This is a genomic window from Xanthomonas sp. LMG 8993 (assembly GCF_009835065.2).
GTDB lineage: Bacteria > Pseudomonadota > Gammaproteobacteria > Xanthomonadales > Xanthomonadaceae > Xanthomonas > Xanthomonas arboricola.
On record NZ_QVIF02000001.1, the window covers coordinates 360,591 to 384,913 of the forward strand.

Genomic DNA, 24,323 nt, shown 5'->3' on the forward strand with positions numbered 1-24,323 from the left:
CGACTCAGGACGAAGGGGGAAGTGGGAAAAATGCGCTGGTGCTGCGCTGGTAGTGCGCGTAGTCCTCACCACGCGAGCGCAGCGCCTGCTGCTCGGTGTAGGGAATGCCGGTAAAGCGATACAGGAATACGAACATCACCACCGGCCCCAGCGCAGCCAGGGCAAGCGGCCACGGCCCGGCACCGACGGCCAGCGCCAGATAGGCGAACCAGTGCACGAACTCGAAGAAGTAGTTGGGATGGCGCGAATACCGCCACAATCCGCTGCGGCAGGTGACGCCGCGATTGGCCGGGTTGGCCTTGTGCGCAGACAGTTGCCGGTCGGCCAGGGCTTCGCCGCCGACCGCGATCAACCACACCGCAATCGCCAGCGTGCTCCACACGCTCCAGGCCGGAGTCGGGTTGCTGGCAGCGGCCAGAAACGGCACACAAAACAGCACCACGACCACCGCCTGCGCCAGGAAGAAGCCCAGGAATTTGCGTTGGTCGCCATTCCAGTGCTCGCGCAGGGCGCGATAACGGCCATCTTCGTGCGGGTCGCCGAACACGCGCACGCCCAGATGCAACGCCAGGCGCGCGCCCCAGACACCGCCGAGCACGCCGACCAGCACGCGCGGCAGCAGCGCGCCATCGGACATCCACGCGCAATACGGCGCCGCCACCGCCAGGCACGCGGCCCACAGCACGTCGACCGGGCCGGCATTGCCGCTGCGGCGTTGCCACAGCCAGCCGATCACCATCACCACGCTCGCAAACACGCCCACATGCAGCAGCGGCCAGGCATTCATTGCAGTTCTCCCCTCAGGTGTTCAGGCGATGGTCGCGCGAGGCGGCGTGCATACAGCGACAACAGACCGCAGGCCACGCCCCAGCCGATGCCGACCGCGACCGCCGCATGCAGCTGCGGCGGCTGGAATTGCACCGCCTGCCAGCTGCGTTGCGCCAACCAGTACGAAAACGGCCCGAAGATCGCGCCCAGCAGCACCGCCAGCCACGGCCGCTGCATCACCGACGCCAGCGAATGATTGAGCGTGAGCGCAAAGCCCAGCCACAACGCCAGGATCCAGGCCGGCGCCAGCGAGGTGCCCGGCCACGGCGCGGCATAACGCACCCAGCCTGCGGCGGCCAGCGTGGTGTCCAGCAGCAAGCCCAGCGACAGCGCGGCGACCAGCAATTGCAGATCGCCCGGCGCACGCCGCGACGGCCACAGCTGATACAGCGCGAACAGCGCCAGCACCAGCAGGGTGGGCCAGATGCGCGCGTGCGCAGCGGCGCTGACGGCCACCAGCCACAGCACCTGCAGGCCCAGATAGTTGCCGAGCTGCTTCATGCGTCAACGGGAAGGCCGGGCACGAACTGCGGCGGGCGTGCGCCCGGCTTGCTCAGCCATAGATGCACATCGCCGATCGAGCGTTCCAGGAAGCCGGCTTCGCAATAGGCCAGATAGAACTCCCACATGCGGATGAAACGCTCGTCGTAGCCGAGCGCGCGCACGTGCGGCAGCTGCGCCATGAAGCGCTGCCGCCAGGCGCGCAACGTCAACGCATAGCTCGGCCCGATGTCTTCCAGGTTGAACAGGCGCAGGTCGCTGGCGCGTGCGATCGCACCGGTCATCGCCGCCACCGACGGAATGAAGCTGCCGGGGAAGATGTGCCGCTTGATGAAGTCCACCGAGCGCAACGCCTGCGCATAGCGATGGTCTTCGATGGTGATGGCCTGGATCAGCGCCTCGCCATCGTCGGCCAGCAGGCTGCCGACCTTGGCGAAGTAGGTGTCCAGATACTGATGGCCGATCGCCTCGATCATCTCGATCGACACCACCCGGTCGTAGCGCCCGTCCAGATCGCGATAGTCGCGCAACAACACGCTGACCCGGTCGCTCAGGCCGGCCGCGGCGATGCGCTGGGTCGCCAGTTCGAACTGCTCGCGCGAGATGGTGGTGGTGGTGACGCGGCAGCCATGCTCGCGTGCGGCGTGCAGCGCAAAGCCGCCCCAGCCGGTGCCGATTTCCACCACGTGGTGTTGCGGGCCGAGCCGCAGCTTCTGGCAGATGCGTTCCAGCTTGCGTGTGGCTGCGCGCTCCAGTGCGGCCTCGCCCTGGGCTTCTTCGCCCTCGACGAAGATCGCCGAGGAATACATCAGGTTCTCGTCCAGGAACAGGCGGAACAACGGGTTGCCCAGATCGTAGTGCGCGGCGATGTTGCGCCGGCTGCCGCTGCGGGTATTGCGTGCGAACGCATGCAGGCTGCGCATTGCCCAGCCGCCCAGCCGCGCGGTGCCGGTCTCCATCGCATCCAGGCGCTCGCGATTGCGCAGCAGCAGGCGCATCAATGCGACCAGATCGTCGCATTGCCATTGCCCGTCCATGTACGACTCGCCGGCACCGACGCTGCCATTGAGCGCGGCCTGGCGATAGAAGCCGGGGTCGATGACGCGCAACTGCATCTGCAGCGCATCCGCACCACTGGCGTTGCCGAGGGTGGTGACGCCATCGGCTTCGTGCAGCTGCAACTGTCCATCGCGCAGCTCGCCGAGCGTGGCCAGCAGACGCTTGCGCAACAGGCGGTCCGTCCAGGAGGCCGCGCGCGGCGCAGCGGTGTCGGGCAGGGACGTGGCGTTCATCGGGGTTCTCGCACAGGCGGATGAGGGTGATCGTGGACGGGGTTGCCGCGCAGCCACAGGCGCAGGGCCTGCCAGTGGATGGCCAGCACCACCTTCACGGTCATCAAGGGGTAGGCCAGCAGCGTGCGCGCCAGGGTGCGTGCGTTGAGCGGCTGGCGTTGCAGAACCAGGGTGGCATCGAAGCGGCGCGTGCCGCGCTCGCTGCCCGCGCCATCGGCGTCAGGATGAGTGGCCGGCGTATCGCCGCCGGGTGCATCCAGCACCTGCATATGCACGCGCAATTGCGCATCCGGCACGCTGAAACGCCAGTCGTACTGATGCTGCATGCCCATGAACGGCGAGACGTGAAAGCGCTTGTCGAAGCGCCAGGCATGCACGTCGCGATGCGTGCGCGCCTGCGCGACTGGCAGCACGTAGGTGTGGCGCTGCTGCCAGGGCGTATTGGTGATTTCTGCAACGATCCAGCGCAGGCCACCGTGGCGATCGAAGCAGTAGTAGAAGCTGACCGGATTGAACACATGGCCGAAGTAGCGCAGATGCGTGAGCAGACGGATCGCGCCATCGGGGCGCTCGCCGGTCTGGGTCTGCACGCAATCGCGCACGGCCTGGTCCAGCGGAACCTGTGGGTCGCCGAGATAATCGCTGCGCCGGAACTGCGCCAGGTTGGCGCGTCCCACCGACCACAGCCAACGCCGCGCAAACACCGCATCGAGCTCGGACAGATCCAGGTACATCAGGAACAGCCGGTAGCGGAACGCCAGCGCTCTGGGCGCAAACCGACGGTGCCGCACCCAGCCGGTGTAGATCGCGCTGCGCAGTGTGCCCGCCACGCTGCCGGCACCGCTGTCCTCGCCCGGAGGCAGCGGTACCGCATCGGGGCTGGCTTCGCGCAGCAGCTGCATCACCAGTCCACTCCCAGGCCACGGGCCACGTCCACGCCGCTGCGCAGGCCGTCTTCGTGAAAGCCGAAGCCCCATGCCGCGCCGGCAAACCAGGTGTGCTGCAGGCCCTGGATCTCGGCCTTGCGCGTCTGCGCGGCGAGCGCGGCGGCGTTCTGTACCGGGTGGCGGTAGCGCATGCGACGCAGCACCTTGTCCGGCGCGATGTCGTGATCGCGATTGAGACTGACGATGAACGGCTGCGGCGCTTTGATCGACTGCAGCGCGTTCATCCAGTAACTGACCGTGCACGGCGCCTGCGGGTCGGCCGGCACATGCGCATTCCACGCTGCCCAGGCGCGGCGGTCGCGCGGCAGCACGCTGGCGTCGGTGTGCAGGACGGTGTCGTTGTCCTGGTAGGTGATGCCGCCCAGGATCTGCTGCTCGGCCGCTGTGGCATCGCTGAGCAAGGCCAGGGCATCGTCGGCATGGCACGCCAGCACCACGTTGTCGAAGTGCTCCTCGCCACGCAGGGAGCTGAGCACCACGCCGTTGGGCGCGCGCCGGATCGCATGCACCGGCGTGGACAGGCGCTCGAGCACCTGCCAGCGCCGACGCAGCGCGCGCACGTAGCTGTTGGAGCCGCCGCGCACCACCTGCCATTGCGGACGCCCGCTGAGCTGCAGCATGTGGTGATTGGCCATGAAGCCGATCAGCTGGCCCATCGGGAATTCGAGGATGCGTTGCGAGGGCGATGACCACAACGCCGAGGCCATCGGCACCAGATGCTGGTCGCGAAACGCGTCCGAGTACCCATGCCGCTGCAGATACGCGCCCAGCGTGCTGAAGCGCTCCTCGCTGTGCAGCACCGCCGGTGCCTGCCGGTAGAAGCGGCGCAGGTCGGCCAACATGCCCCAGAAGCGCGGGCTGAACAGGTTGCTGCGCTGGCAGAACAGCCCGCCCAGGCTGCCGGCGTTGTATTCGAGCCCGCTGCGCGCATCGTGCACCGAGAAGCTCATGGTGGTCGGCTGCGCGGCCACGTCCAGCTCGGCGAACATGCGCGTGAGCAGCGGATAGTGCTGCGGGTTGAACACGATGAAGCCGCTGTCCACCGCGTAGCGCTGGCCGTCCAGCTGGATGTCGTGTGTATGCGTATGCCCGCCCAGATAATCGGCGGCCTCGAACAAGGTGACCTCGTAGCGGCGCGACAACAGCCACGCTGCGCCCAGGCCGGCGATCCCGCTGCCGACCACGGCAATCCTGCCCTCGCTCATCGGCTCACCCGCTCGGCACGCTGGGTGAGCGATTTCGGCATCGGCTTGAGATCCCACACCAGGCCCACCCACGACATCGCGGTGAGCCCGTACCAGGTGACGTCGTACTCCCACCAGCGCAGCCCCTGGCGCGCGGAGCCGGGAAAGAAGTGGTGGTTGTTGTGCCAGCCTTCGCCGAAGGTGAGCAGTGCCAGCAGCCAGTTGTTGCGGCTGTCGTCGCGGGTGTCGAAGCGCCGGCTGCCGAAGCGGTGCGCCAGCGAATTGATGGTGAAGGTGGCATGGAACAAGGCCACGGTGGAGATCACAAAGCCCCACACCAGCAGCTGCGCACCGTTGGTCTTCAACGCGGGCGCGGCAACCGCCAGCCAGTCGCCGAGCAGGTACAGCCCGGTCGCCAGCAGCACCGGCATCACGATGTCGAAGCGGTCCAGGAAGCGCAGCTCGGCAAAGCGACGCAGGTCGGGGATGACCTCCCAATCGGTACGGAAGTTGCGCGGGGTCAGGAACCAGCCGGTGTGGCTCCACCAGAAGCCGTGCTGCGCCGGCGAATGCGGATCGCGGCCGGTGTCGGTATGGCGGTGATGGTTGCGATGATGCGCGGCCCACCACAGCGGCCCGCGCTGCACGCAGGTGGCGCCGATGGCCGCGAACAGGAACTGCAGCACGCGCGAGGTCTTGAACGCGCGGTGCGAGAAATAACGGTGATAGAACCCGGTCAGCGCGAACATGCGTAGGGCGTACAAGGCCACCGCCATGCCGACCGCGAACCAGGACGCACCGACCCAGAACACCGCCAGGCAGGCCAGGTGCAGCGCGATGAAGGGCAGGGCACGCAGCCAGTCGATGCGGTCTGCGCGTGCCTCGTCCAGCGGCTCGTCGGTTTGCGAATCCACCCAACGACGCAGGCTGCCGGTGCGTGCTGCGAGCCACCCGAGACGGCGGGCGTCGGCAGGCTGCGGCGGCGCGGCATGTGGGTCAAAGCCAGTACTCGGCACGCGTGGTTCTCCGTGTGTAGTCGTGACCCTTTACGGACGCCGCCGGCAAACAGATGCACCAGCCCGTTTGATCGTCGCATGCGTGCGCGCGCTTGGCGTGCCGGTGCGAACGAATCGCGCAATTGCGCACACATTCAACGGCGCACGCCAGGGTCGAGGCGGATGAGGCTGTTGCCTGGAGGCCGCCGCCTGCGACGTGGTCGCAGGCGGCGTCAGGCGCGCCGGATCAGGGCGCCATTGCCAGTGTGCTGATGCCGCCCTTGGCCACCACGGTCCCGGTGGCAATGCCGCCCGGTGCGCCGCCTGGCGGCTCCAGCGTGACGGCCAGGATGGCCTCGTTGCTGAGCATGGGCATCAGCTGATCGGGAATCTGCGCGCGGCGTGCCCGCTGGTCGTCGAAGGTACCCATCGAATGGGCCTTGCCGTCCGGCGTGATCAGCCACAGCTCGGGCACCTTGTCGGCGGTGGCGGTGCGATCCAGCGGCGTCACCGTGATGGTGTGCTTGTCGGCATCCATCAAGGCGACATAGCCCGGACGGCCGTCTTCGGTGGCCAGCGTGGAGGTCATCGCGATGCCGGTCGCCGGCGCGGTGGTGGTTGCAGGCGGCGTCACCGGTGTCTGTACCACCGGGCCGGTGCCCGGCGGCGGCTGCACCGCTGCCGGCGGCGTGCGCAGGTTCAGCAGCGCCAGCACGCAGACCGCGGCAGTGGCCAGGCCAGCGGCGCTTGCCCAACGCCAGAGCCGTACGTTGTTCCACACCGCTGGCTTTGGCGTGCCTGACGCCGGCGTTGCCGATGGCGCGGAGGTCACCGCATGCAACGGCGTATCGAAGCCCAGCGTCTGGCGGATGCGTGCCCAGACCTGGCCGGGCGGCGTCACTGCGGCGATCTCGTCCAGCAACGGCGCCAGATGTTCCTGCCACTGCGTGACCGCCTGGGCGAACTGGCCGTCGGTGGCGACGAGTTGTTCGGCAGCCAGGCGCTGGTCGGCGCTGAGCAGGCCCAGCACGTATTCGCCGGCCAGCACGTCGCGCGGCGGTTCCTGGTCAATGGGAAAGGGCGTGCTCATCGTTCCAGACATGCCTTGAGTTTGGCCAGGCCGCGGCGGATCCAGCTTTTGACCGTGCCGATCGGTGTGTCGGTGCGCGCGGCGAGCTCTTCATAGGTAATGCCATCGAAGAACGCGGTGCGGATCAATTCGCTGCGCGGCGGCTCCAGCTCGGCCAGGCAATGGTCGATGCGGCGACGCGTGCTGGCGCGCTCGGTGCGCTCCAGCGGCGAGGCATCGCCGGCGCGCAGTTCGCCGGCATCGTCCAGCGCCACGTTGCGGCGTTGCGGTGCATTGGCGCGCAGATGATCGATGGCCTTGTTGCGCGCGATCATCGCCAGCCAGGTGAGCCCGCGTGCACGGGCGGGATCGAACTGCCCGGCCTTGTGCCAGATCAGCGTGAACACGTCCTGCAGTACCTCTTCGGCTTCGGCACGTTGCGGGATCATGCGCAGGCAGACCCCGAACAGTTTCGGCGAGGTCTGCCGGTACAGCGCTTCGAAGGCATGCCGGTCGCCGCCCGCGGTTGCGGTCAGCAGTCGTCCGGTTTCATCGTCGTCGTGGCCAGGGATGGCACTCATGCGGTCGGGCGTTGTCTGAGGTGGGGGCGATGCTACCGGACTGTGCTGACGCTGTCCTTCACTTGCGCTGAAACCACAGCAGCACTGCCGCGAGCAGCAGCAGGATCTCGACGCCTGCCAATGCCACCGTGGGTGCGGAGACCGGCCACAGGCGCGCCAGCGAGACGCTGCGGAACAGCACGATCGGCACGTAGAACGCGAGTGCGACCAGCAGGCCGGTGCGCGGTTGATCGATCCAGGCGAAGTAGCCGAACAGGAACGCCATGCCCAGCTGCAGGCCGCCATAGATGACCAGGTATTCCGATTGCCCGGCCGGCGAGAGCTGGGTGTAACCCACGGCATTGGCGGTCTTGGCCGGCGAGAGCGTGCACCAGATTGCCAGGACGACGTAGAGCACTGCGTTGATCCAGAGGTAGGCCTTGGCCATGGCGATGGTCCTGTATGGGGAAGAAGTGACCGGGCCGTTGTACGCAACCGCGTGTGGTCGAACGTGAAGATGGCAGGTGTCTGGTTCACGGGGCGCTGCAGCTCTTGGCCAGCGGCTGCTCGCGCGCCTGACGCAGTTCATCGGCGCCGACGGCACGCGCAGCGGTGTCCGGAAAAACGATGCGTACGTGCGGATAGCGGCCACGCGCGTCGCGCAGGTTGCCCACGCCACGGAACTGCAGCAGACGCTTGTCGGCGATGGCATAACGCACTTCGAGCGAGGGCACCGCCGCGCCGTACCAGGCATCCAGGCTCAAGCGAAACCGCCGCTCGCCGCCGGTATCGCCGATACGCTCGACACGAAACGCCAACTGGCGTTGCAGGCTGGGCAGCACGAAGTCCACGCGTTGCGGCGCGCTGGCGAGCGCCTCCCAGTTGTTGCGCAGGTAGGCATCGAAGCCGGCATCGATCACGCGTGGGCCGTCGTCGGCCGGCAGTGGCGTGCGCTGCTCGGCCTTGCCGGGCTCCTGCTGGAACATCTCGCGCACGCCGTTGCGTTGCCGCACGCCCTGGCGATAGCCGTCGCGGCCGTCGATCAGGCTGAAGTCGGGCGAGCTGCCGCCGCCATCGACCTGCTTGCGCGCGAACGGGCGCCCATCCGGGCAGCGATACAGCACCACGCGTCCGCCATCGTCGAGCAGCCAGTGCGACTCGCGATAGCGCAACGCGCCGCTGTCGCCATCGAAGGCATCGCCATCTACGCGGGTGACCGCAGCCGCACTCAGCGGCAGGCCGCCCAGCACCAGCAGCAACAACGGCGGAATCGGCCGGCAGACGGTGGCGAGCGCGGTAAGGGCGGCGGCGAGTGGGCGCATCGGCGGATTCCTCGATGGGAGTGCCTACCAATACGAGCGCATCCGCAGCACGGATGCGCCGGACGCGTCAGGACGTTCCCGACAAACAGGGCGTCGTTGGCGGCCGGTGCCGTTGGTCAGGGATCGCGTCGCGGTGCGATGCGCGCAACGCTGGCAGGCGTTGCGTTTGACGCGGCATGCCGCCTCGCCAGCCGCTCAGCTGCCTGGGTGCAGCGCGATGCAGTCCACCGGGCAGGCCGGCAGGCACAGCTCGCAACCGGTGCACAGCGCGGCGATCACCGTATGCATGTGCTTGGCGCCGCCGACGATGGCGTCCACCGGGCAGGCCTGGATGCATTTGGTGCAGCCGATGCAGTCGGCCTCCACGATCCAGGCCACCTGCGGCGGCGTGTGGCTGCCACGGCTGCGGTCGTACGGGCGTGCAGGACGCTGCAGCACGTGCGCCAACGCGCGTGCCCCGGCGTCGCCGCCGGGCGGGCAGTGATCGACATCGGCCTGGCCGTTGGCCATGGCGTGCGCATACGGGCGACAGCCGTCGTAGCCGCACTGGCCGCACTGGGTCTGCGGCAGCAGGCGGTCGAGGCGTTCGACCAGATCGGGCGATGAGGCGGGCGTTGCGATGTGCATGTCAGTGCAGCAGGTTGCCGCGATACCAGCGCTGCTGCGCCAGCGCCAGCATCGGCTTGTCCTCGCGGCTGTCGCCGTAGGCATGCACGCATGCGTAGTGCGACAGGTCGTAGCGCAGGCGGATCTGCGCGGCCTTGTGCGGGCCGCAATCGCCGTCTGCATAGCGCCCGCTCAGCACGCCGGCGTGGTGTTCCAGCTTGTTGCAGATCAACGACAGGCCATGCTGGGCGCACCACGGCTGCAGATACAGGTCCAGCGATGCCGACACCAGCACGACTTCATGCCCCTGTGCCTGGTGCCAGTCGATGCGTCGCATCATCTCGGCGCGCAACATCCCGGGCAATGCGTTGCGTGCATGGTCAGCCCCATGGGCGGCCATCTCGTCCAGCGAGCGACCACTGAAGACCAGGCGCGTGACGCGCGCACGCAAGGCGTGTGCGGAGACCAGCCCGATCCGATAGCCGAACACCCAGGGACCGGCCTGCCATTTCGCCGTCGCCAGCTGTGCAGGCGTCGCCACCTTGCGCAGGAAGCGCGCATAGCTGTCGCAGGTGGTGATGGTGTGGTCGAAGTCGAACAGGGCCAGGTGCATGGGGGCGGGGATTGGGGAGTTGGGAGTGGGGATTGGTTGGAGGCGTGGTGTCTGTTCCTTCTCCTTTCGGGAGAAGGTGCCCCGCAGGGGTGGATGAGCGGTCGGGCCAGGCACGCGTGTCAGGTCTTCCTCAACAATCAGCTCCGGCTTTTACGAATCCCGAATCCCGATTCTCCAATCCCGCCCCCAATCCCGCTTCACCGCACCGGCATCCCCGGCTGCGCACCACCATCGGCGTCCAGCAGTGCCAGCGCGCCGCCGTCGAAGCCGGCCGACAGGATCATGCCTTCGCTGATGCCGAAGCGCATCTTGCGCGGGGCCAGGTTGGCGATGAACACCACGCTGCGGCCGACCAGCGCTTCCGGTTCGCCATAGCTGGCGCGGATGCCCGAGAAGATCTGGCGCTTGCCCAGTTCGCCGGCATCCAGTTCGAAGCGCAGCAGCTTGTCTGAGCCTTCCACGAATTCGCACACCAGCACCTTGCCGATGCGCAGGTCGAGCTTGGCGAAATCGTCGATACCGATGAGGCTGGGAGTGGCGGTTGGGGATTGGGGGTTGGAAACGGCCGCCGGCGTCGTCTCGGCCTTGGACGGGGCGGGCTTGGCGGTAGTGACAGCGGGTGCCGCAGGTGCGGCCATGGTGTCTTTTGAAGCGTCGGTCATGGCGTCGATCAGTTTGGGGTCGATACGGGTGAACAGGGCGGTGTAGGGCTGGATCACGTGGGCGGTCAGCGGGCGGGCGACGTCTTCCCAGCTGGTCATCGGTGCCGACAGGAAGGCTTCGGCCTCGGCACAGGTGCGCGGCAGGATCGGCTTGAGTGCGGCCACCAGGATCCGGAACAGGTTCAGGCCCTGCGTGCACACCGATTGCAGTTGCGCATCGGCGCCGTCCTGCTTGGCGATCACCCACGGCTTGGTGTCGTCGATGTACTTGTTGGCCTCGTCGGCCAGCGCCATGGTCTGGCGGATCGCGCTGGCCGCATCGTTGCGCTCGTAGGCCTCGCGGATCGGCGCAAGCGCGGCGACGAAGCGGTCGTATTGCGCCGGGTCGGGCAGGGCGTCGGACAGCTTGCCGTCGAAGCGCTTGCCGATGAAGCCGGCGCAGCGGCTGGCCAGGTTGACGAACTTGCCGACCAGATCCGCATTCACCCGCGCGATGAAATCGCCCAGGTTGAGGTCCAGGTCGTCCACGCCGCCGGACGACTTGGCCGCGAAGTAGTAGCGCAGCGCCTCCGGTTCCAGGCCCACGTCCAGGAAGGTCCGCGCCATCACAAAAGTGCCGCGCGACTTGGACATCTTGGCGCCGTCCACGGTGAGGTAGCCGTTGACGTGCAGCCGGGTCGGCGCGCGATGGCCGGTGCCGTGCAGCACCGCCGGCCAGAACAGGCCGTGGAAATTGACGATGTCCTTGCCGATGAAGTGATGCAGCTCGGTCTGCGTGCCGGCCACCAGATGCGCATCGAAGTCTTCGCCCATCTGCGCGCACAGCGTCTTGAAGCTGCACAGGTAGCCGATCGGCGCGTCCAGCCACACGTAGAAATACTTGCCCGGCTGGCCGGGAATCTGGAAGCCGAAATACGGCGCATCGCGCGAGATGTCCCAGGCGCGCAGGCCGCCTTCGGTATCCAGCCACTCCTTGAGCTTGGCCTTGACCCCGGGCAGCGCTACATCGCCGGCCAGCCACTCGCGCAAAAATCCGTCGAAATGGCCTACTTCGAAGAAGAAATGCTCCGAGTCGCGCAGTTCGGGCGTGGCGCCGGAGATCACCGATTTGGGCTCCTTCAGCTCGGTCGGCGCGTAGGTGGCGCCGCAGACCTCGCAGTTGTCGCCGTACTGGTCGGCGCTGCCGCAGTTGGGGCAGATGCCCTTGATGTAGCGATCCGGCAGGAACATGCCCTTGGCCGGGTCGTAGAACTGCGCCACCGAGCGGCGGCTGATGTGACCGGCGGCCTCGAGCTTGGTGTAGAACGCCTCGGTGAGCGCGCGATTGACCGGTGAATTGGTCGAATCGTAATGATCGAAGGTCACCCCGAACGCGGCGAAATCGCGCTCATGGCTGGCCTGGACGTTGGCGATGAAGGCTTCCGGGGTGACCCCGGCCTTTTCGGCGGCGAGCATGATCGGCGTGCCGTGGGTGTCGTCGGCGCAGACGAACCAGGTCTTGTCGCCGCGCAGCCGGCGCGCGCGCACCCAGATGTCGGCCTGGATATAGCCGACCAGATGGCCAAGATGCAGCGGCCCGTTGGCGTAGGGCAGGGCGGTGGTGACGAGTGCGGTGCGGGTCATGGCAGGCGTAATGCGGGGGACAGCCGATTATCGCATTAGTCGAGAGCAGGGATTGGGGCTGGGAATCGGGAATCGGGATTGGGGGATCGGTCAAAGCAGGGTCATGCGGCCGCGTTGTCGAGGCGCGCAGGTGTTTGGCCGCGCATGTAGCGTCAGGATGGAAGCGCACAAAAAAGGCGCCCTCACGGGCGCCTGCTCTTACCGATTCCCCAATCCCGATTCCCGATTCCCGGCTATTCGCGAATCCAGGTCTGGGTCCGGCCCAACGCTTCGATGCCGACATAACCGCGCATCTGCAGCTTCTTGCCGCCATCGGTCAGGGTGACCTTGGCCTTGTAGGTCTTGCCCTTGGCCGGGTCGAGCACCGAGCCGCCGCTCCACACCGCGGTGCCGTCCGGCTTGAGGCCCCACAGGATGGTCATGCCCTTGATCGGCTTGCCCTTGAGCGCGCCATCGCACTTGTCGCAGGTCGGGTTGGGCCCGTGGTTGGACTGCAGGATGTCGACTACCTTGCCGCTCAGCGTGCCGTTGCCGAGCTGTTCGATCTGCACCACCGACTTGGGCTTGCCGGTCTCGTCGTCGATGGTCTTCCAGCGGCCCACCGGCGAATCGGCAGCCTGGGCCAGCAGCGAGGCGGCGGCCAGCGGCAGGGCCAGCATCAGGGTCTTGAAGGTCTTGCGCATGTGTCCCCTCCCAGGGATTGCTATGGCCGCCGTCGACGGCCTGACCGGAATGTATACCGTGGAGTATGGTGGCGGAAAGACGCGCTGCGGAATGCGTTCATTCGGCTACTGCAGCGTCACCTGCCTGCGGTTGTCCGCCGGCACGCGGTCGATCAGCTTGTTGTCCGGATCGAAGCCGGCTTCGACCGGCAGGCGGTCCACGGTCATGCTGAAACTGGGCGCGGCGCTGGTGACGTGCTGCCGTTGCAAGGCCAGCACCGGCGCTTGCGCATCCTTGCCGGCCGGAGCGCCGTAGATCGCCACTTCGATCCAGTCGTCCAGCGGCACTGCATGCTCCTTGCCTTTGCCATCGGCCTGCAGCTTGGCCGCCTGCGTTTGCACGGTCACCTCGAAGCGGCCATCGGGGCGCTTGCGTGCCTGCGCGCTGACCACGCGGTTGTCGTAGAAGGTGATCTTCTCGAACAGGTCGGTGATCAGGCCTTGCTGGTCCGGGCGTGCTTCGGCGCGAATGGCCTGCAGCAACTCGGCCGAGGTGGTGTAAGGCGGTTGTTGAAACGCCTTGGCCGCCAGAAAGCGCTGCAATGCGCGATTGAGCGCCTGCTCACCGATGTCCTCGCGCAGCCGATAGAACGCCAGCGAGCCCTTGCGGTAGTGGATGTATTGCTGATCCTCCACCCGATACATCGGCAATTCCTCGATGGTTTCGCCACCACGGCCTTCCAGGTAGCGATCCAGCTCGTAGCGGAGGAAACGGCGCATATGCGCGCGTCCGTACTCGCGCTCCATCACCATCAACGCCGAATACTGCGCCAGCGATTCGGACAGCAGGGTGGCGCCCTGCACGTTCGCACCGATCACCTGGTGCGCCCACCACTGGTGCGCCACTTCGTGCGCGGTGACATAGAACACGTAGTCGATGTCGTCCTTGTCGCGCAGGTCGGCGATGAAGCCGATCGACTCGGAGTAGGGAATGGTATTGGCGAACGACTGCGCAAACCGCGCGTAGCCGGGGAACTCGATGATGCGCACCTGATGATGCTGATACGGGCTGAAGTTGGCTTCGTAATAGGCCAGCGATTTCTGCACGCTCTCGATCATGCGCTGCACGTTGTACGGATGCTTGGGGTCGTAATAGATCTCGATCGGGATGTTCTTGTAACGCGCCTTGCGCACTTCCCAGCGTGCCGACAGGTAGGCATAGAAATTGAGCATGGGGCGATCCATCACGTAGCGAAAGCAGCGCCTGCCATTGCGTTGGAATTCCTGTTGCAGATAGCCCGGCGCCAGCGCGATCTGGTCCGGCGCAGTGCAGACGGTGCTGGCAAAGGCGAGCCAGTCGGCATCGTTGCTGACGTAGGTGTTGGCGCGCGCGGCCTGGTCTTCGAGCTTGGGCATGCGGGTGGGTTCGCCCAGGCCGCGCTTGCGGCGCTCGTTGCGGTCGCTGATCTCGGCCTGCGTGTTGTAGCCGAACCAGGGCAGACGGGTGGTGTTGAAGAAGCTGCCGTTGGCGACCAGTTCGGTTTGCGCCTGCTCGGCGGTGAGGCCGTGCGGATGCTGGTCCACGCGGAAGCGGAACACGCGCTCCTGCCCGGGTTGCAGCGGTGTCTGCAGGCGGTAGATGCGATAGCCGGCCGGGATATCGTGCGTGGTCAGCGTCTGCCCGCCCAGATCCACCTTGACCAGGCTGCGGTCGCCAGTGCGGCCCTGCATGCCGATGTGCACTTCGCTGATCGGTGTGGGGTGGGTGTTGCGCACCGTCCAGGTGGCATCGACCACGACCGACTGGGTTTCCGGATGCAGGTCGACGTGGTTGTCGACGGCGACGATGCGCGGCTGCGGCAGATCCTTGTACTTGCGGTAATCGCGCTCGTAGCGTGCCTGCAGGTCCAGCTGTTGTTCCGGCGACAGGAAGCTGTTGTAGACGTTGGTGTTCCAGTACAGCCAGCCGCCGATCGCCGCGAAGCCGAGCAGGGTGATCGCAAGGGCCGCACCGGTCGGGCTGCGCAGGCGCCGTAACGCCAGCCGCACGCGCTGGTGCAGGCCATGGCCCACGCCGCGCGGCCAGAACGCCGAGGACAGCAGGAGCAGTGCCAGCAGGAACACGCCCCAATAGCCCTGGAACCACAACTGGCCGGGCAGGAAGTGCCCGTAGCCGTTCATGTCCGAATACGGCGCGTTGGGCCAGCCGCCAAAGGTGTAGAGGTTCTGGGTGTAGTCGAGCATCGACAGCACCGATTGCCCGATCAACACCAGCATCAGCAGCGCATAGCCGACGAACTTGTTGTTGCTCAGCACCTGAAGCGCCAGCGCCATGCCGCCCATCAGCACGTACAGCACCGAGCCCAGCGCCAGCGTCTTGAGATACAGCAGCGGCTCGATGCTGGTATAGCCACGACCCAGCTGCAGCGCGATCGAGGTCAACGCACCGGCGGCCTGGAAGCTGGCGATCACCGCCAGCAAGGCGACGAACTTGCCGAGCAGCGGCACCCAATCGGGGACCGGCATCGCGTCGGTGATGCCGTCGATGCGGTTGCTGCGCTCCTTCCACACCAGCTCGCCGGCATAGAACAGCACCACGATGATCAGCAGAAAGCTGTAGCTGTTCTGCAGCGCCTCCAGCATCAACGAGGTCACCGGCAGCACGGCAGTGCCGTAATAGCGCGCTTTGAACAGCGCGGTCGGAATGAAGTTGGCCAGGCCCAGCATCAGCAGCACCACGAACGGCGCGCTGCGCAGCACGTTCAGCGTGTCGAAGCGGATCTGGCGCAGCAGTTGCCGCCATGCAGTGGCCGCGCCAAAGCGCGGGGTGACCGTCAGGCGTGTCGTGCTGACGCGCGCGCTGGCGGGAGGTGCATCAGCGGGCGTAACCGACGCCACACCACGGCGCCGCCGCGTCCCGCTGCGCTCGGTACGGAACAGCGCGAACGTAGCGGCAAACAACACACCGCTCATGCCCAGCCACACCGCGCGATTGGCGAGCAGGTAGCCGGTCAGCGGCGGTAGCTGGTGGTTGCGCTGCTCCACCGACCAGTAGCGCAGCGTCTGCGATAGCGCGCGAATGCCGAGCGGGTCGGCCAGCGTGGCAATCCACACATTGTCCAGGTCGGCCATCAGCGCACGGCTCACGCCGTACAGCACGAAGAACACGATCACGCCGATGTAGACCCACAGGATGCTGCGCGTGGTCACCGCCAGCACCGACAGCAGCGCGGTGGTGAACAGCAGGTTGGGCAGCACCAGCACCAGCAGCGACCACAGATAGGGCAGCACCGCGACCGGCCCGAGCCGCGCCTGATCGATCCACGGCATGAACTGCGCGGCGAACATGCCCAGCGCGATCACCACATACATCAGCATGCCGGCGATCAGTGCAGCACCGATGCGGCCGAGCAGGTAGTCGCGCCGCCGTATCGGTGTGGAAAACACCAGCTCGGCAGTGCCCAGGTCAAAGTCGCGCAGCAGGGCATTGCTGACGAACAGGGTGATCACCAGCAGGCCAAGCAGGCTGAAAAGCCCCAGCAGCGTGGCGATCACTGTAGGCGCATTGCGCAGCACGTTGCCGATGCCGCCGCCGATCTGCACCGCATCGCTGGACAGCGCGGCAAACGCCAGCAACGCGTACAGCGCGGCCAGCAGCCACAGCAAGGATGAACGCAGTTGTTCGCGCAGCTCGAAGCGCAGGAACGCCATGATCATCGCCGCGCTCCGTCAGGCGGCCAGCGCTTGCTTGCGCAGGCGCTGGAAATAGACATCCTCAAGATCGGGAGCGACCTGTTCGAACCCCGGCTCCGGGCAGTCGGCACTGAACACGTGGATCACCGGGTGGCCGGCAATCAGGCGCGTGGACAGCACGGTGAAGCGCGCCTCGTAATCGGGCAATGCCTGCTTGCTGACCTGTTTGCGCCAGACCTGCTGATGCAGCATGTCGATCGCATCGGCGGGCCGCCCACTCAGCAGCACCTGGCCCTTGTTCATGATGGCCATCGTCGGGCACAGGTCGGTGACGTCTTCGACGATATGGGTGGACAGGATCACCACCACGTTTTCGCCGATTTCGGCCAGCAGATTGAGAAAACGATTGCGCTCCTCCGGATCCAGACCGGCGGTGGGCTCGTCGACGATGACCAGTTGCGGATTGCCCAGCAGCGCCTGCGCAATGCCGAAGCGTTGCCGCATGCCGCCGGAATAGGTGCCGAGCTTGCGCTTGCGCGCGTCCCACAGGTTGACCTGCTGCAATAGTCGCTCGACCACCTCCTTGCGTTGGCCGCGATCGGTGAGCCCCTTGAGCACGGCGAAGTGATCGAGCATGTCCAGCGCGCTCACCTTCGGATACACGCCGAAATCCTGCGGCAGATAGCCCAGCCGGCGCCGCAATGCGTCCTTGTCGGCAAGTACGTCGATGCTGCTGCCATCGGCGTCGGTCAGGCTGACGCTACCCGAGTCGGGTTCCTGCAGCGTGGCCAGCGTGCGCATCAGCGACGACTTGCCGGCGCCGTTTGGCCCCAGCAAGCCGAACATGCCGCGCGGGATGTCGAGCGTGATGCCTTGCAGCGCATGCACACCGTTGGCGTAGGTCTTGGACAGCGCACGGATCTGCAGCATGGACGGTTCCTGTGTCCTGGGTGGCCTGATCTTCACGACGTGACCGCAGTGCCGCATGCGCCGAAAGTCACAGAGACGATCGACTACGCCTGCTCGACATGACCGTGCGGCGGATATGACCGAACCCGCAGGGGATGCTGCGCTCAACCCACTTCGTACAACTCCAGCGGCAGGTCATCCGGGTCGGCGAAGAAGGTGAAGCGGCGGCCGGTGTACTCGTCGATGCGGATGTCTTCGGTGACCACGCCATGCGCAGTGAGATGTGCCACGGCCGCGTCCAGATCCTCGACGCGGAAGGCGAGGTGGCGCAGGCCGCGTGCTTCCGGGCGGCTGGGGCGCAGCGGTGCGGCGGGAAACGAGAACAGCTCGATCTGGCCGCCGTCGGGCAGTGCCAGGTCCAGCTTCCAGGAATCGCGCGCCTGCCGGTAATGCTCATCGAGCACGCGCAGGCCCAGGATGTCGCAGTAGAACCGTTTGGACACCGCGTAGTCGCCGGCGATGATCGCCACATGGTGGATGCCGGCAAGCTTCATGCGGCACCTCGCAAGCGCTGCGCGATCGGCTGCGACGCGCCCAGACTGTCGGCGAGCGCTGGTGCGTTGCGCGCAGCGGCGGTGTCACGTGGTGCGCGTGCGGGCACCGCCGCGCTGGTCGAGCGAGACGTCTTCGCATGCATGGGTGGTTGCAGGGCGTGCGGCATGGCGACCTTCCAGGTGAACAGTACGCAAGCATACCCGCGGGCCGTTGCACGCTGGTGCACCGTCACAGCTTGCCATCGCATGGCTGTGCTCGCCTGGCCGCGCATGGCAGGATGCGTTGCCACCGATCAGACACGCCGATGCCCGAGCCGCCGTCCACCGCCGCACCGCAATTCCAGCGCAGCATGCAGGTGCGCCACCTGGTGATGTTGTCGCTGGGTGGGGTCATCGGCACCGGCCTGTTCTTCAATACCGGCTACATCATCGCCAGCACCGGCGCGCTCGGCACGGTGATCGCCTATCTGATCGGCGCGCTGGTGGTGTATCTGGTGATGCAGTGCCTGGGCGAGCTGGCGGTGGCGATGCCGCAGACCGGCGCCTTTCATGTGTATGCCGCGCGTTATCTCGGCCCGGCCACCGGGTACGTGGTGGCGTGGTTGTACTGGCTGACCTGGACGGTGGCGCTGGGCTCGAGCCTGACTGCGGCGGCGTTCTGCATGCAGTACTGGTTCCCGCACACACCGGCATGGCCGTGGTGCCTGCTGTTCTGCGCGCTGATCTTCGGCCTGAACACGGTGTCGGCGCGCTGGTTTGCCGAAGGCGAATTCTGGTTCTCGCTGATCAAGGTGATCACGATCGCGCTGTTCATCGTGCTTGGCGGCGCGGCGGTGATCGGCGTGCTGCCGTTGGCCGATGGGTCGCCGGCACCCGGATTGCGCCACCTGCGCGCCGACGGCTGGTTTGTGCAAGGCACGCTGCCGATCCTGATGACGATGGTGGCGGTGAACTTCGCCTTTTCCGGCACCGAGTTGATCGGTGTGGCCGCTGGCGAAACCGCGCAGCCGGCGCGTGCGATTCCGCTGGCGATCCGTACCACGCTGGTGCGGCTGGTGGTGTTGTTCGTCGGCACCGTGCTGGTGCTGGCCGCGTTGCTGCCGGCCGAGCAGGCGGCGGTGGACACCAGCCCGTTCGTGCGCGCGTTCGAGTTGCTGGGCATCCCGTATGCGGCCGATGTATTGAATGCGGTGATCCTGACGGCGATCCTGTCGGCGGCCAATTCCGGTCTGTATGCGGCCGCGCGCATGCTGTGGTCGCTGGCCAACGAGGGCACGCTGCCGGCGCGGCTCGCAGGCCTGACACGGCGCGGCATCCCGTTGCCGGCCCTGATACTGAGCATGTTGGGCGGCCTGTTGGCGCTGCTCACCGGCGTCTATGCGGCCGATACCGTGTTCGTGGCGATTTCGGCGGTGTCCGGCTTTGCGGTGGTGGTGGTGTGGCTGAGCATCTGCGCCTCGCACTACCGGTTCCGGCGCCAGTTGCTGCGCGATGGCATCGCGCCGGAGAGCCTGGCCTATCGCGCACCGTGGTATCCGTGGACGCCGCTGCTGGGCTTTGCACTCTGTCTGCTGGCCTGCATCGGCCTGGCATTCGATCCGCAGCAGCGCATTGCGCTGTGGTGCGGCATCCCGTTCGTGGCGCTGTGCTATGGCGCCTATGCACTCACCCAATGGCTTGCGAGCAGGAGGCAACCCGCATGACGATTCTTCCGCGCCAGCCGCGTGCCGGTGCGCCGTTCAGCCAGGCGCTGCAGCACGACGGCTACGTGCTGCTCGATGGCGCGCTCGCCACCGAACTGGAGCAGCGCGGCTGCGATCTCAACGATGCGCTGTGGTCGGCGCGCGTGCTGATGGAGCAGCCGGAGCTGATCTACCAGGTGCATCGCAACTATTTCGCTGCCGGCGCGCAGTGCGCCATCACTGCCAGCTACCAGGCCACGCCGCTGGGCTTTGCCGCGCGCGGTCTGGATCTGGCGCAATCGCAGGCGTTGATCGCACGCAGCGTGGCCCTGGCGGCACAGGCGCGTGCCGATCATCTGCAGGCGCAACCGCAGGACGCGCCGTTATGGGTGGCCGGGTCGGTCGGGCCGTATGGCGCCTACCTGGCCGATGGCTCGGAATACCGCGGCGACTACGACCTGCCGCTGGCGCAACTGATGGACTTCCATCGCCCGCGCATCGCCGCGTTGGCCGAGGCGGGGGTGGATGTGCTGGCCTGCGAGACGCTGCCGTCGGCCAACGAGATCGTCGCGCTGCGCCTGCTGCTGGAGGAGTTCCGGCAGCTGCACGCGTGGTTCTCGTTCACCCTGCGCGATGCGGCACATTTGAGCGATGGCACCGCGCTGGCGCAGGTCGTACCCGCGCTGGATGCGTGTGCGCAGGTGATCGCGGTGGGCATCAACTGCATTGCGCTGGAGCAGGTCACCGCCGCGTTGCAGACATTGTCCGCGCTGACGGCGCTGCCGCTGGTGGTGTACCCCAATTCCGGCGAGCACTACGATGCCGGCGCAAAACAGTGGCATGCCGGCAGCACGACCGCCTGCACCCTGGCCGACCAGCATGCGCAGTGGCTGGCGGCCGGTGCGCGGCTGATCGGCGGTTGCTGCCGCACCACACCGCGCGACATCGCCGCGCTGGCGCGTGCGCGGGTGGCGGACTGAGCTGCCTCAGCCCTTCTGCGTGGCGATCCAGCGCTGGATCTTGTCCTGCAGGATATCCAGCGGCACCGAGCCGTCCTTGAGCACTTCGGTGTGGAAGGCGCGCACATCGAAGCGCGGGCCCAGTTCGCGTTGCGCCTGCTCGCGCAACTGCGCGATCTTCATCTCGCCGACCTTGTAGGCCAGCGCCTGGCCGGGGATGGCCATGTAGCGGTCCACCTCGGCCTCGGCATCGGTCCGGGTCATGGCCGAGTTGTTGAGCATGTAGTCGATCGCCTGGGTGCGGGTCCAGCCCTTGCTGTGCAGGCCGGTGTCGGTGACCAGGCGAATCGCACGCCACAACGCATTCTGCAGATAGCCGTAGTAGTTGTACGGGTCCTGGTACAGGCCCAGTTCGCGGCCCAGCGATTCGGCATACAGCCCCCAGCCCTCGATATAGGCGGTCTCGCCGCCCAGGCGGCGGAACTTGGGCAGGTCGGTCAGCTGCTGCTGCAGCCCGAGCTGGAAATGGTGGCCGGGGATGGCCTCGTGCAGATACAGGCTCTCGGTCTCCCAGGTCCGGCGCGTGTCCAGGTCGGAGGTGTTGACGTAGAACACGCCCGGTGTGCTGCCGTCGCCGCTGGGGCGCATGTACGAGCCGCTGGCGGCCGACTGCGCACGCTGCGGTTCCACCACGCGCACTTCCAGCGCCGGCATGCCCTGCACATTGAACAGGCGCGGCACCGCAGCCTGTACGCGTCCCTGCAGGCCGCGGTAATAGCCCAGCAGTTCGGTCTCGCTGCGGAACGCAAAGCGCCTGTCGGTCTGCATGAACTTGTAGAACTTGGGCAGGTTGCCGCGGAACCTGACCTGCTTGGCCAGCGTGGCGATCTCTGCCTGCAGGCGCGCGACCTCGCCCAGCCCGATCTGATGGATCTGCTCCGGGGTCAGCTCGGAGGTGGTGCTCTGGCGCACATCGTAGGCGTACCAGGCCGCGCCATTGGGCAGCGCGGCCAGGCCGTCGGTGTCGCGGCAGGCCGGCAGGTACTCGGTGGCGATGAAGCCGCGCAGTGCCCGGTACGCCGGCATGATCCGCACTTCGATCAGCCGCTTGTACTCGGCGGTGATGCGCTGCTTGTCGGCCTCGGGTATGTCTGCCGGCAGGTTGCGCACCGGACCCCAGAACAGGCTGTCTTCGGCATTGCGCGCGATGATCGCGTCCAGCTGCGGCAGCACCTTCTGCATCAATACCTTCGGCTGCACCACGCCAGCCTGCATGCCCGCCCGCATGTTGGTGATGGCCTGGTCGAACAGCTCCGGGATGCCCACCGCGCGCCGCGACCAGTTGTCATAGTCCTTGACCGTCTTGAACGGCTGCGCGCCGGTGCCCGAGCCCAGCACCACCGCGATGCTGGCGATGTTGTAGAACTGATTGATCGGCAGCATCCAGCTGGGGAACTGCTCGGCCGCCAGTGCGCTGCGCGCATCGCGCACGAAGATCTGGTAGCTCAGCAGGTCCTGCCCGCTCAGCCCGTCTGGCCCCAGCGCCTCGGCCTTGCCCAGCCACAGCACGGTGAAGTCGTGCGACTGCTGCCGGAACGCCGGCGACAGGAAGTTGGGCAACTGGTCGTTGTAGCGGGTTTCGCCCTGGAAGGTGGCCTGCAGCGGGTTGAGCTTGAGCGAGGCATCCCAGTACTGGTCGTAGAGCAAATTGAGCTGCTGCGCCTTGGTCAGCACCACCGGTGCGGCCACGGCACGCGGCCTGGGCTTGGCGGCTTTGCCACCCCTGGCGGCCTTGGTGGTCTTGGCCGCCGGCTTGGCGGTCTTCTTGCCCTTGCTCGCCTTGGCGCGGGTTTGCGTGGTCTGTGCCTTGCCGGTTTTCTTCTTGGCCGCGTCGGCGGGCGCTGCCACTGACAGGCTCAGCACGGCGGCCAGGGCCAGGGACAGCAGGCGGGAAAAGCTGAGGGGCATTACCGGCTCCGGGAACAAGCGAGCGGGGAGCTTGCCCGATCCGCACCGTTCCGGCCACCCATGCGGCACACGGGGCGCGCCTGGAATTCATGAAGTCCGCTGCGCACGCCTGAAGCACGCAGGCATGTTGCAGTGCGATAGGCTTGCGCATATGCCAAGGGATGAATCGATATGCGGGACGCAGCTGCCGGTGCAGGGCGGGCAGGGCTTCTGGCGCGATCCGGCATTGCCCTTCGTCGAACTGCGCCAGGTGATCAACAGCCGCAGCCTGTGTTACGCCGCGCATACGCATGAGCAATGGTCGGTGGGCGCGATCGATCGCGGGCTGGCGCGTTATCGCAATGGACGCATGCAAGCGCAGGTGGGTGCGCGGTCGCTGACCCTGATCAACCCTGGCGATGTGCATGCCTGCAATCCGGATCAGCAGCAGGACTGGTCGTTCCGCATGCTGTATCTGGACGTGGCGTGGCTGCGCGAACAACAACGCGCACTCGGCCTGGCCGCCAATGCGGATGTGCACATGCTGGCAGCGCCGCTGTGCCAGACCCCGGCTGCCTATGCCGCCTTCGAGCGCATGCATGCCGTGTTGACCGATGGCAACGCCGATGCGCTGGCACGCGAAAGTGCGTTGATCGCGTTCGTGGCGCGGCTGCATCTGCATGTGGAGCCGATCAGTCGTGCGCTTGCGGTCGATACCGGGCCGATGCAGCGGGTGGCCGAGTATCTGCAGACCCATCATGCACGTGCGGTCTCGCTACGCGAGCTGTGCACGCTGGCCGGGATACCGGCACCGCGCTTGATTCGCGGCTTCCGTCAGGCGCACGGGCTGACCCCGCATGCGTATCTGCTGGATTGCCGTTTCCAGCGTGCGCGCGAGGCCTTGCGGCACGGCGGTGACATTGCCGAGGTCGCCTACGCGCATGGCTACGCCGACCAGGCGCACCTGCAGCGCAGCTTCAAACGTGCCTGGGCGGTGACGCCAGGGCGTTACCGCAATGCCGTGCCCCATTCCAGCAATAGATAGACCGCGCTCAGCACCAGCAGCGCCGCCAGCACCCGGTTCAACCGCCGCAGCTGCCTTGGTACCTGCACGTGACGCCGCAGCACGGCGCCGGCCAGCAACCAGCACCCCAGCGAGGGGTAGCAGATCAGCGCATACAACGCCGCAAAGCCCGCCAGTTGCGTGGTGCCTGCCGTCGCATACAGGGCAACGCCGGAGGTCGCCGCCAACCAGGCCTTGGGGTTGAGCCATTGCATCGCCGCACCGGTCCAGAACGAGGCCGCCGGGCGCGTCCCGGTGGTCTGGATGACGCCATCGTCGCGCAGCAGGCGCCAGGCCATGTAGAGCAGAAATGCCACCCCGGCCAGATGCAATGCACGGCCGAGCAGCGGCCAGCGCAGCAGCACCTGCTGCAGTCCCATGCCCACCAGCAACAGCAGCGCGACGAAGCCGACGGTGGCGCCGATCACATGGCCGTGCCCGGCACGCGCGCCGGCGCTGGCGCCGGTGCTCAGCGCGACCAGGTTGACCGGCCCGGGCGAAATCGAGCACACCAGCGCGAAGCTGGCCATTGCGACAAGATGGTCCATGGCACGGAATCCATAGCGGGGCGCAACAGCATGGCCAGCGAGCGCGGCGACGGATTGAACAAAATTTCGATGGGCGGTCGCTGTGGGCGTTGCATGATCGGTAA

At 66.8% G+C, this 24,323-nt stretch carries 22 protein-coding genes; 3 read left to right on the forward strand and 19 right to left on the reverse strand.

The genetic code is table 11. The features are described 5' to 3' along the window. Positions 1-4 precede the first annotated feature (4 nt). From DYQ94_RS01495 to gloA2, 17 genes are all read right to left on the reverse strand, one after another. Positions 5-787 (reverse strand): DUF1295 domain-containing protein, encoded by a 783-nt coding sequence (locus DYQ94_RS01495; RefSeq protein ID WP_126965737.1) that lies wholly within the window; start codon positions 785-787, stop codon positions 5-7. Then, positions 784-1,329: a DUF2878 domain-containing protein gene (locus DYQ94_RS01500; protein ID WP_126965738.1), complete on the reverse strand. Its 546-nt coding sequence runs from the start codon at positions 1,327-1,329 to the stop codon at positions 784-786. The genes DYQ94_RS01495 and DYQ94_RS01500 overlap by 4 nt, the downstream gene beginning before the upstream one ends. Beyond that, the gene (locus DYQ94_RS01505; protein ID WP_126965739.1) at positions 1,326-2,621 is read right to left on the reverse strand and encodes an SAM-dependent methyltransferase; all 1,296 of its coding nucleotides are present in this window, start codon (positions 2,619-2,621) and stop codon (positions 1,326-1,328) included. Before DYQ94_RS01505 ends, DYQ94_RS01500 begins: the two co-directional genes overlap by 4 nt. Further along, on the reverse strand, positions 2,618-3,523 hold the full coding sequence (locus DYQ94_RS01510; protein WP_160954637.1) for a DUF1365 domain-containing protein: 906 nt from the start codon (positions 3,521-3,523) through the stop codon (positions 2,618-2,620). Before DYQ94_RS01510 ends, DYQ94_RS01505 begins: the two co-directional genes overlap by 4 nt. After that, the gene (locus tag DYQ94_RS01515; protein WP_102256811.1) at positions 3,523-4,773 is read right to left on the reverse strand and encodes an NAD(P)/FAD-dependent oxidoreductase; all 1,251 of its coding nucleotides are present in this window, start codon (positions 4,771-4,773) and stop codon (positions 3,523-3,525) included. Before DYQ94_RS01515 ends, DYQ94_RS01510 begins: the two co-directional genes overlap by 1 nt. Further along, positions 4,770-5,768: an acyl-CoA desaturase gene (locus tag DYQ94_RS01520; protein WP_126965741.1), complete on the reverse strand. Its 999-nt coding sequence runs from the start codon at positions 5,766-5,768 to the stop codon at positions 4,770-4,772. Before DYQ94_RS01520 ends, DYQ94_RS01515 begins: the two co-directional genes overlap by 4 nt. A 226-nt stretch (positions 5,769-5,994) precedes the next feature. Then, the gene (locus DYQ94_RS01525; protein ID WP_160954633.1) at positions 5,995-6,837 is read right to left on the reverse strand and encodes an anti-sigma factor; all 843 of its coding nucleotides are present in this window, start codon (positions 6,835-6,837) and stop codon (positions 5,995-5,997) included. Then, positions 6,834-7,397, reverse strand: coding sequence for a sigma-70 family RNA polymerase sigma factor (locus DYQ94_RS01530; RefSeq protein ID WP_024940529.1), 564 nt, complete (start codon positions 7,395-7,397; stop codon positions 6,834-6,836). The genes DYQ94_RS01525 and DYQ94_RS01530 overlap by 4 nt, the downstream gene beginning before the upstream one ends. Positions 7,398-7,455: 58 nt before the next feature. After that, positions 7,456-7,824: a DUF4345 family protein gene (locus tag DYQ94_RS01535; RefSeq protein ID WP_024940530.1), complete on the reverse strand. Its 369-nt coding sequence runs from the start codon at positions 7,822-7,824 to the stop codon at positions 7,456-7,458. Positions 7,825-7,909: 85 nt separating this feature from the next. Further along, positions 7,910-8,698 (reverse strand): hypothetical protein, encoded by a 789-nt coding sequence (locus DYQ94_RS01540; RefSeq protein WP_126965743.1) that lies wholly within the window; start codon positions 8,696-8,698, stop codon positions 7,910-7,912. 195 nt (positions 8,699-8,893) lie between these two features. Beyond that, a complete protein-coding gene (rnfB, locus tag DYQ94_RS01545) occupies positions 8,894-9,325 on the reverse strand; it encodes an Rnf electron transport complex subunit RnfB (protein ID WP_049818222.1) in 432 nt (143 codons plus the stop codon). Position 9,326: 1 nt separating this feature from the next. After that, positions 9,327-9,917, reverse strand: a complete 591-nt coding sequence (locus DYQ94_RS01550; protein WP_104552952.1) for an HAD family hydrolase — start codon at positions 9,915-9,917, stop codon at positions 9,327-9,329. 197 nt (positions 9,918-10,114) lie between these two features. Then, positions 10,115-12,202 (reverse strand): methionine--tRNA ligase, encoded by a 2,088-nt coding sequence (gene metG / locus DYQ94_RS01555; RefSeq protein WP_126965744.1) that lies wholly within the window; start codon positions 12,200-12,202, stop codon positions 10,115-10,117. Positions 12,203-12,435: 233 nt separating this feature from the next. After that, positions 12,436-12,885, reverse strand: a complete 450-nt coding sequence (locus tag DYQ94_RS01560; protein ID WP_016904108.1) for a DUF2147 domain-containing protein — start codon at positions 12,883-12,885, stop codon at positions 12,436-12,438. 105 nt (positions 12,886-12,990) lie between these two features. Further along, positions 12,991-16,581, reverse strand: coding sequence for an ABC transporter permease/M1 family aminopeptidase (locus tag DYQ94_RS01565; RefSeq protein WP_126965745.1), 3,591 nt, complete (start codon positions 16,579-16,581; stop codon positions 12,991-12,993). 12 nt (positions 16,582-16,593) lie between these two features. After that, positions 16,594-17,487, reverse strand: a complete 894-nt coding sequence (locus DYQ94_RS01570) for an ABC transporter ATP-binding protein (RefSeq protein ID WP_016904110.1) — start codon at positions 17,485-17,487, stop codon at positions 16,594-16,596. Positions 17,488-17,630: 143 nt separating this feature from the next. Beyond that, positions 17,631-18,020: an SMU1112c/YaeR family gloxylase I-like metalloprotein gene (gloA2, locus tag DYQ94_RS01575; RefSeq protein WP_024940636.1), complete on the reverse strand. Its 390-nt coding sequence runs from the start codon at positions 18,018-18,020 to the stop codon at positions 17,631-17,633. Between the two features lie 305 nt (positions 18,021-18,325). Between gloA2 and mmuP the strand changes: the two genes are divergently transcribed. Next, a complete protein-coding gene (gene mmuP / locus DYQ94_RS01580; protein ID WP_126965746.1) occupies positions 18,326-19,723 on the forward strand; it encodes an S-methylmethionine permease in 1,398 nt (465 codons plus the stop codon). After that, positions 19,720-20,682 carry a homocysteine S-methyltransferase gene (mmuM, locus tag DYQ94_RS01585; protein WP_126965747.1) on the forward strand — a complete coding sequence of 321 codons (963 nt, stop codon included), beginning with the start codon at positions 19,720-19,722 and terminating at the stop codon, positions 20,680-20,682. The genes mmuP and mmuM overlap by 4 nt, the downstream gene beginning before the upstream one ends. A 6-nt stretch (positions 20,683-20,688) precedes the next feature. On the opposite strand, the gene DYQ94_RS01590 is transcribed toward mmuM, so the two are convergent. After that, the gene (locus tag DYQ94_RS01590) at positions 20,689-22,629 is read right to left on the reverse strand and encodes a DUF885 domain-containing protein (protein ID WP_160955257.1); all 1,941 of its coding nucleotides are present in this window, start codon (positions 22,627-22,629) and stop codon (positions 20,689-20,691) included. 151 nt (positions 22,630-22,780) lie between these two features. Between DYQ94_RS01590 and DYQ94_RS01595 the strand changes: the two genes are divergently transcribed. Then, complete coding sequence (locus tag DYQ94_RS01595; protein ID WP_160955258.1) at positions 22,781-23,653, forward strand: AraC family transcriptional regulator; 873 nt, start codon at positions 22,781-22,783, stop codon at positions 23,651-23,653. Here DYQ94_RS01595 and DYQ94_RS01600 read toward each other — a convergent pair. After that, positions 23,617-24,219, reverse strand: coding sequence for a LysE family translocator (locus DYQ94_RS01600; RefSeq protein WP_046342154.1), 603 nt, complete (start codon positions 24,217-24,219; stop codon positions 23,617-23,619). The genes DYQ94_RS01595 and DYQ94_RS01600 overlap by 37 nt on opposite strands. Between the last annotated feature and the right edge of the window lie 104 nt (positions 24,220-24,323).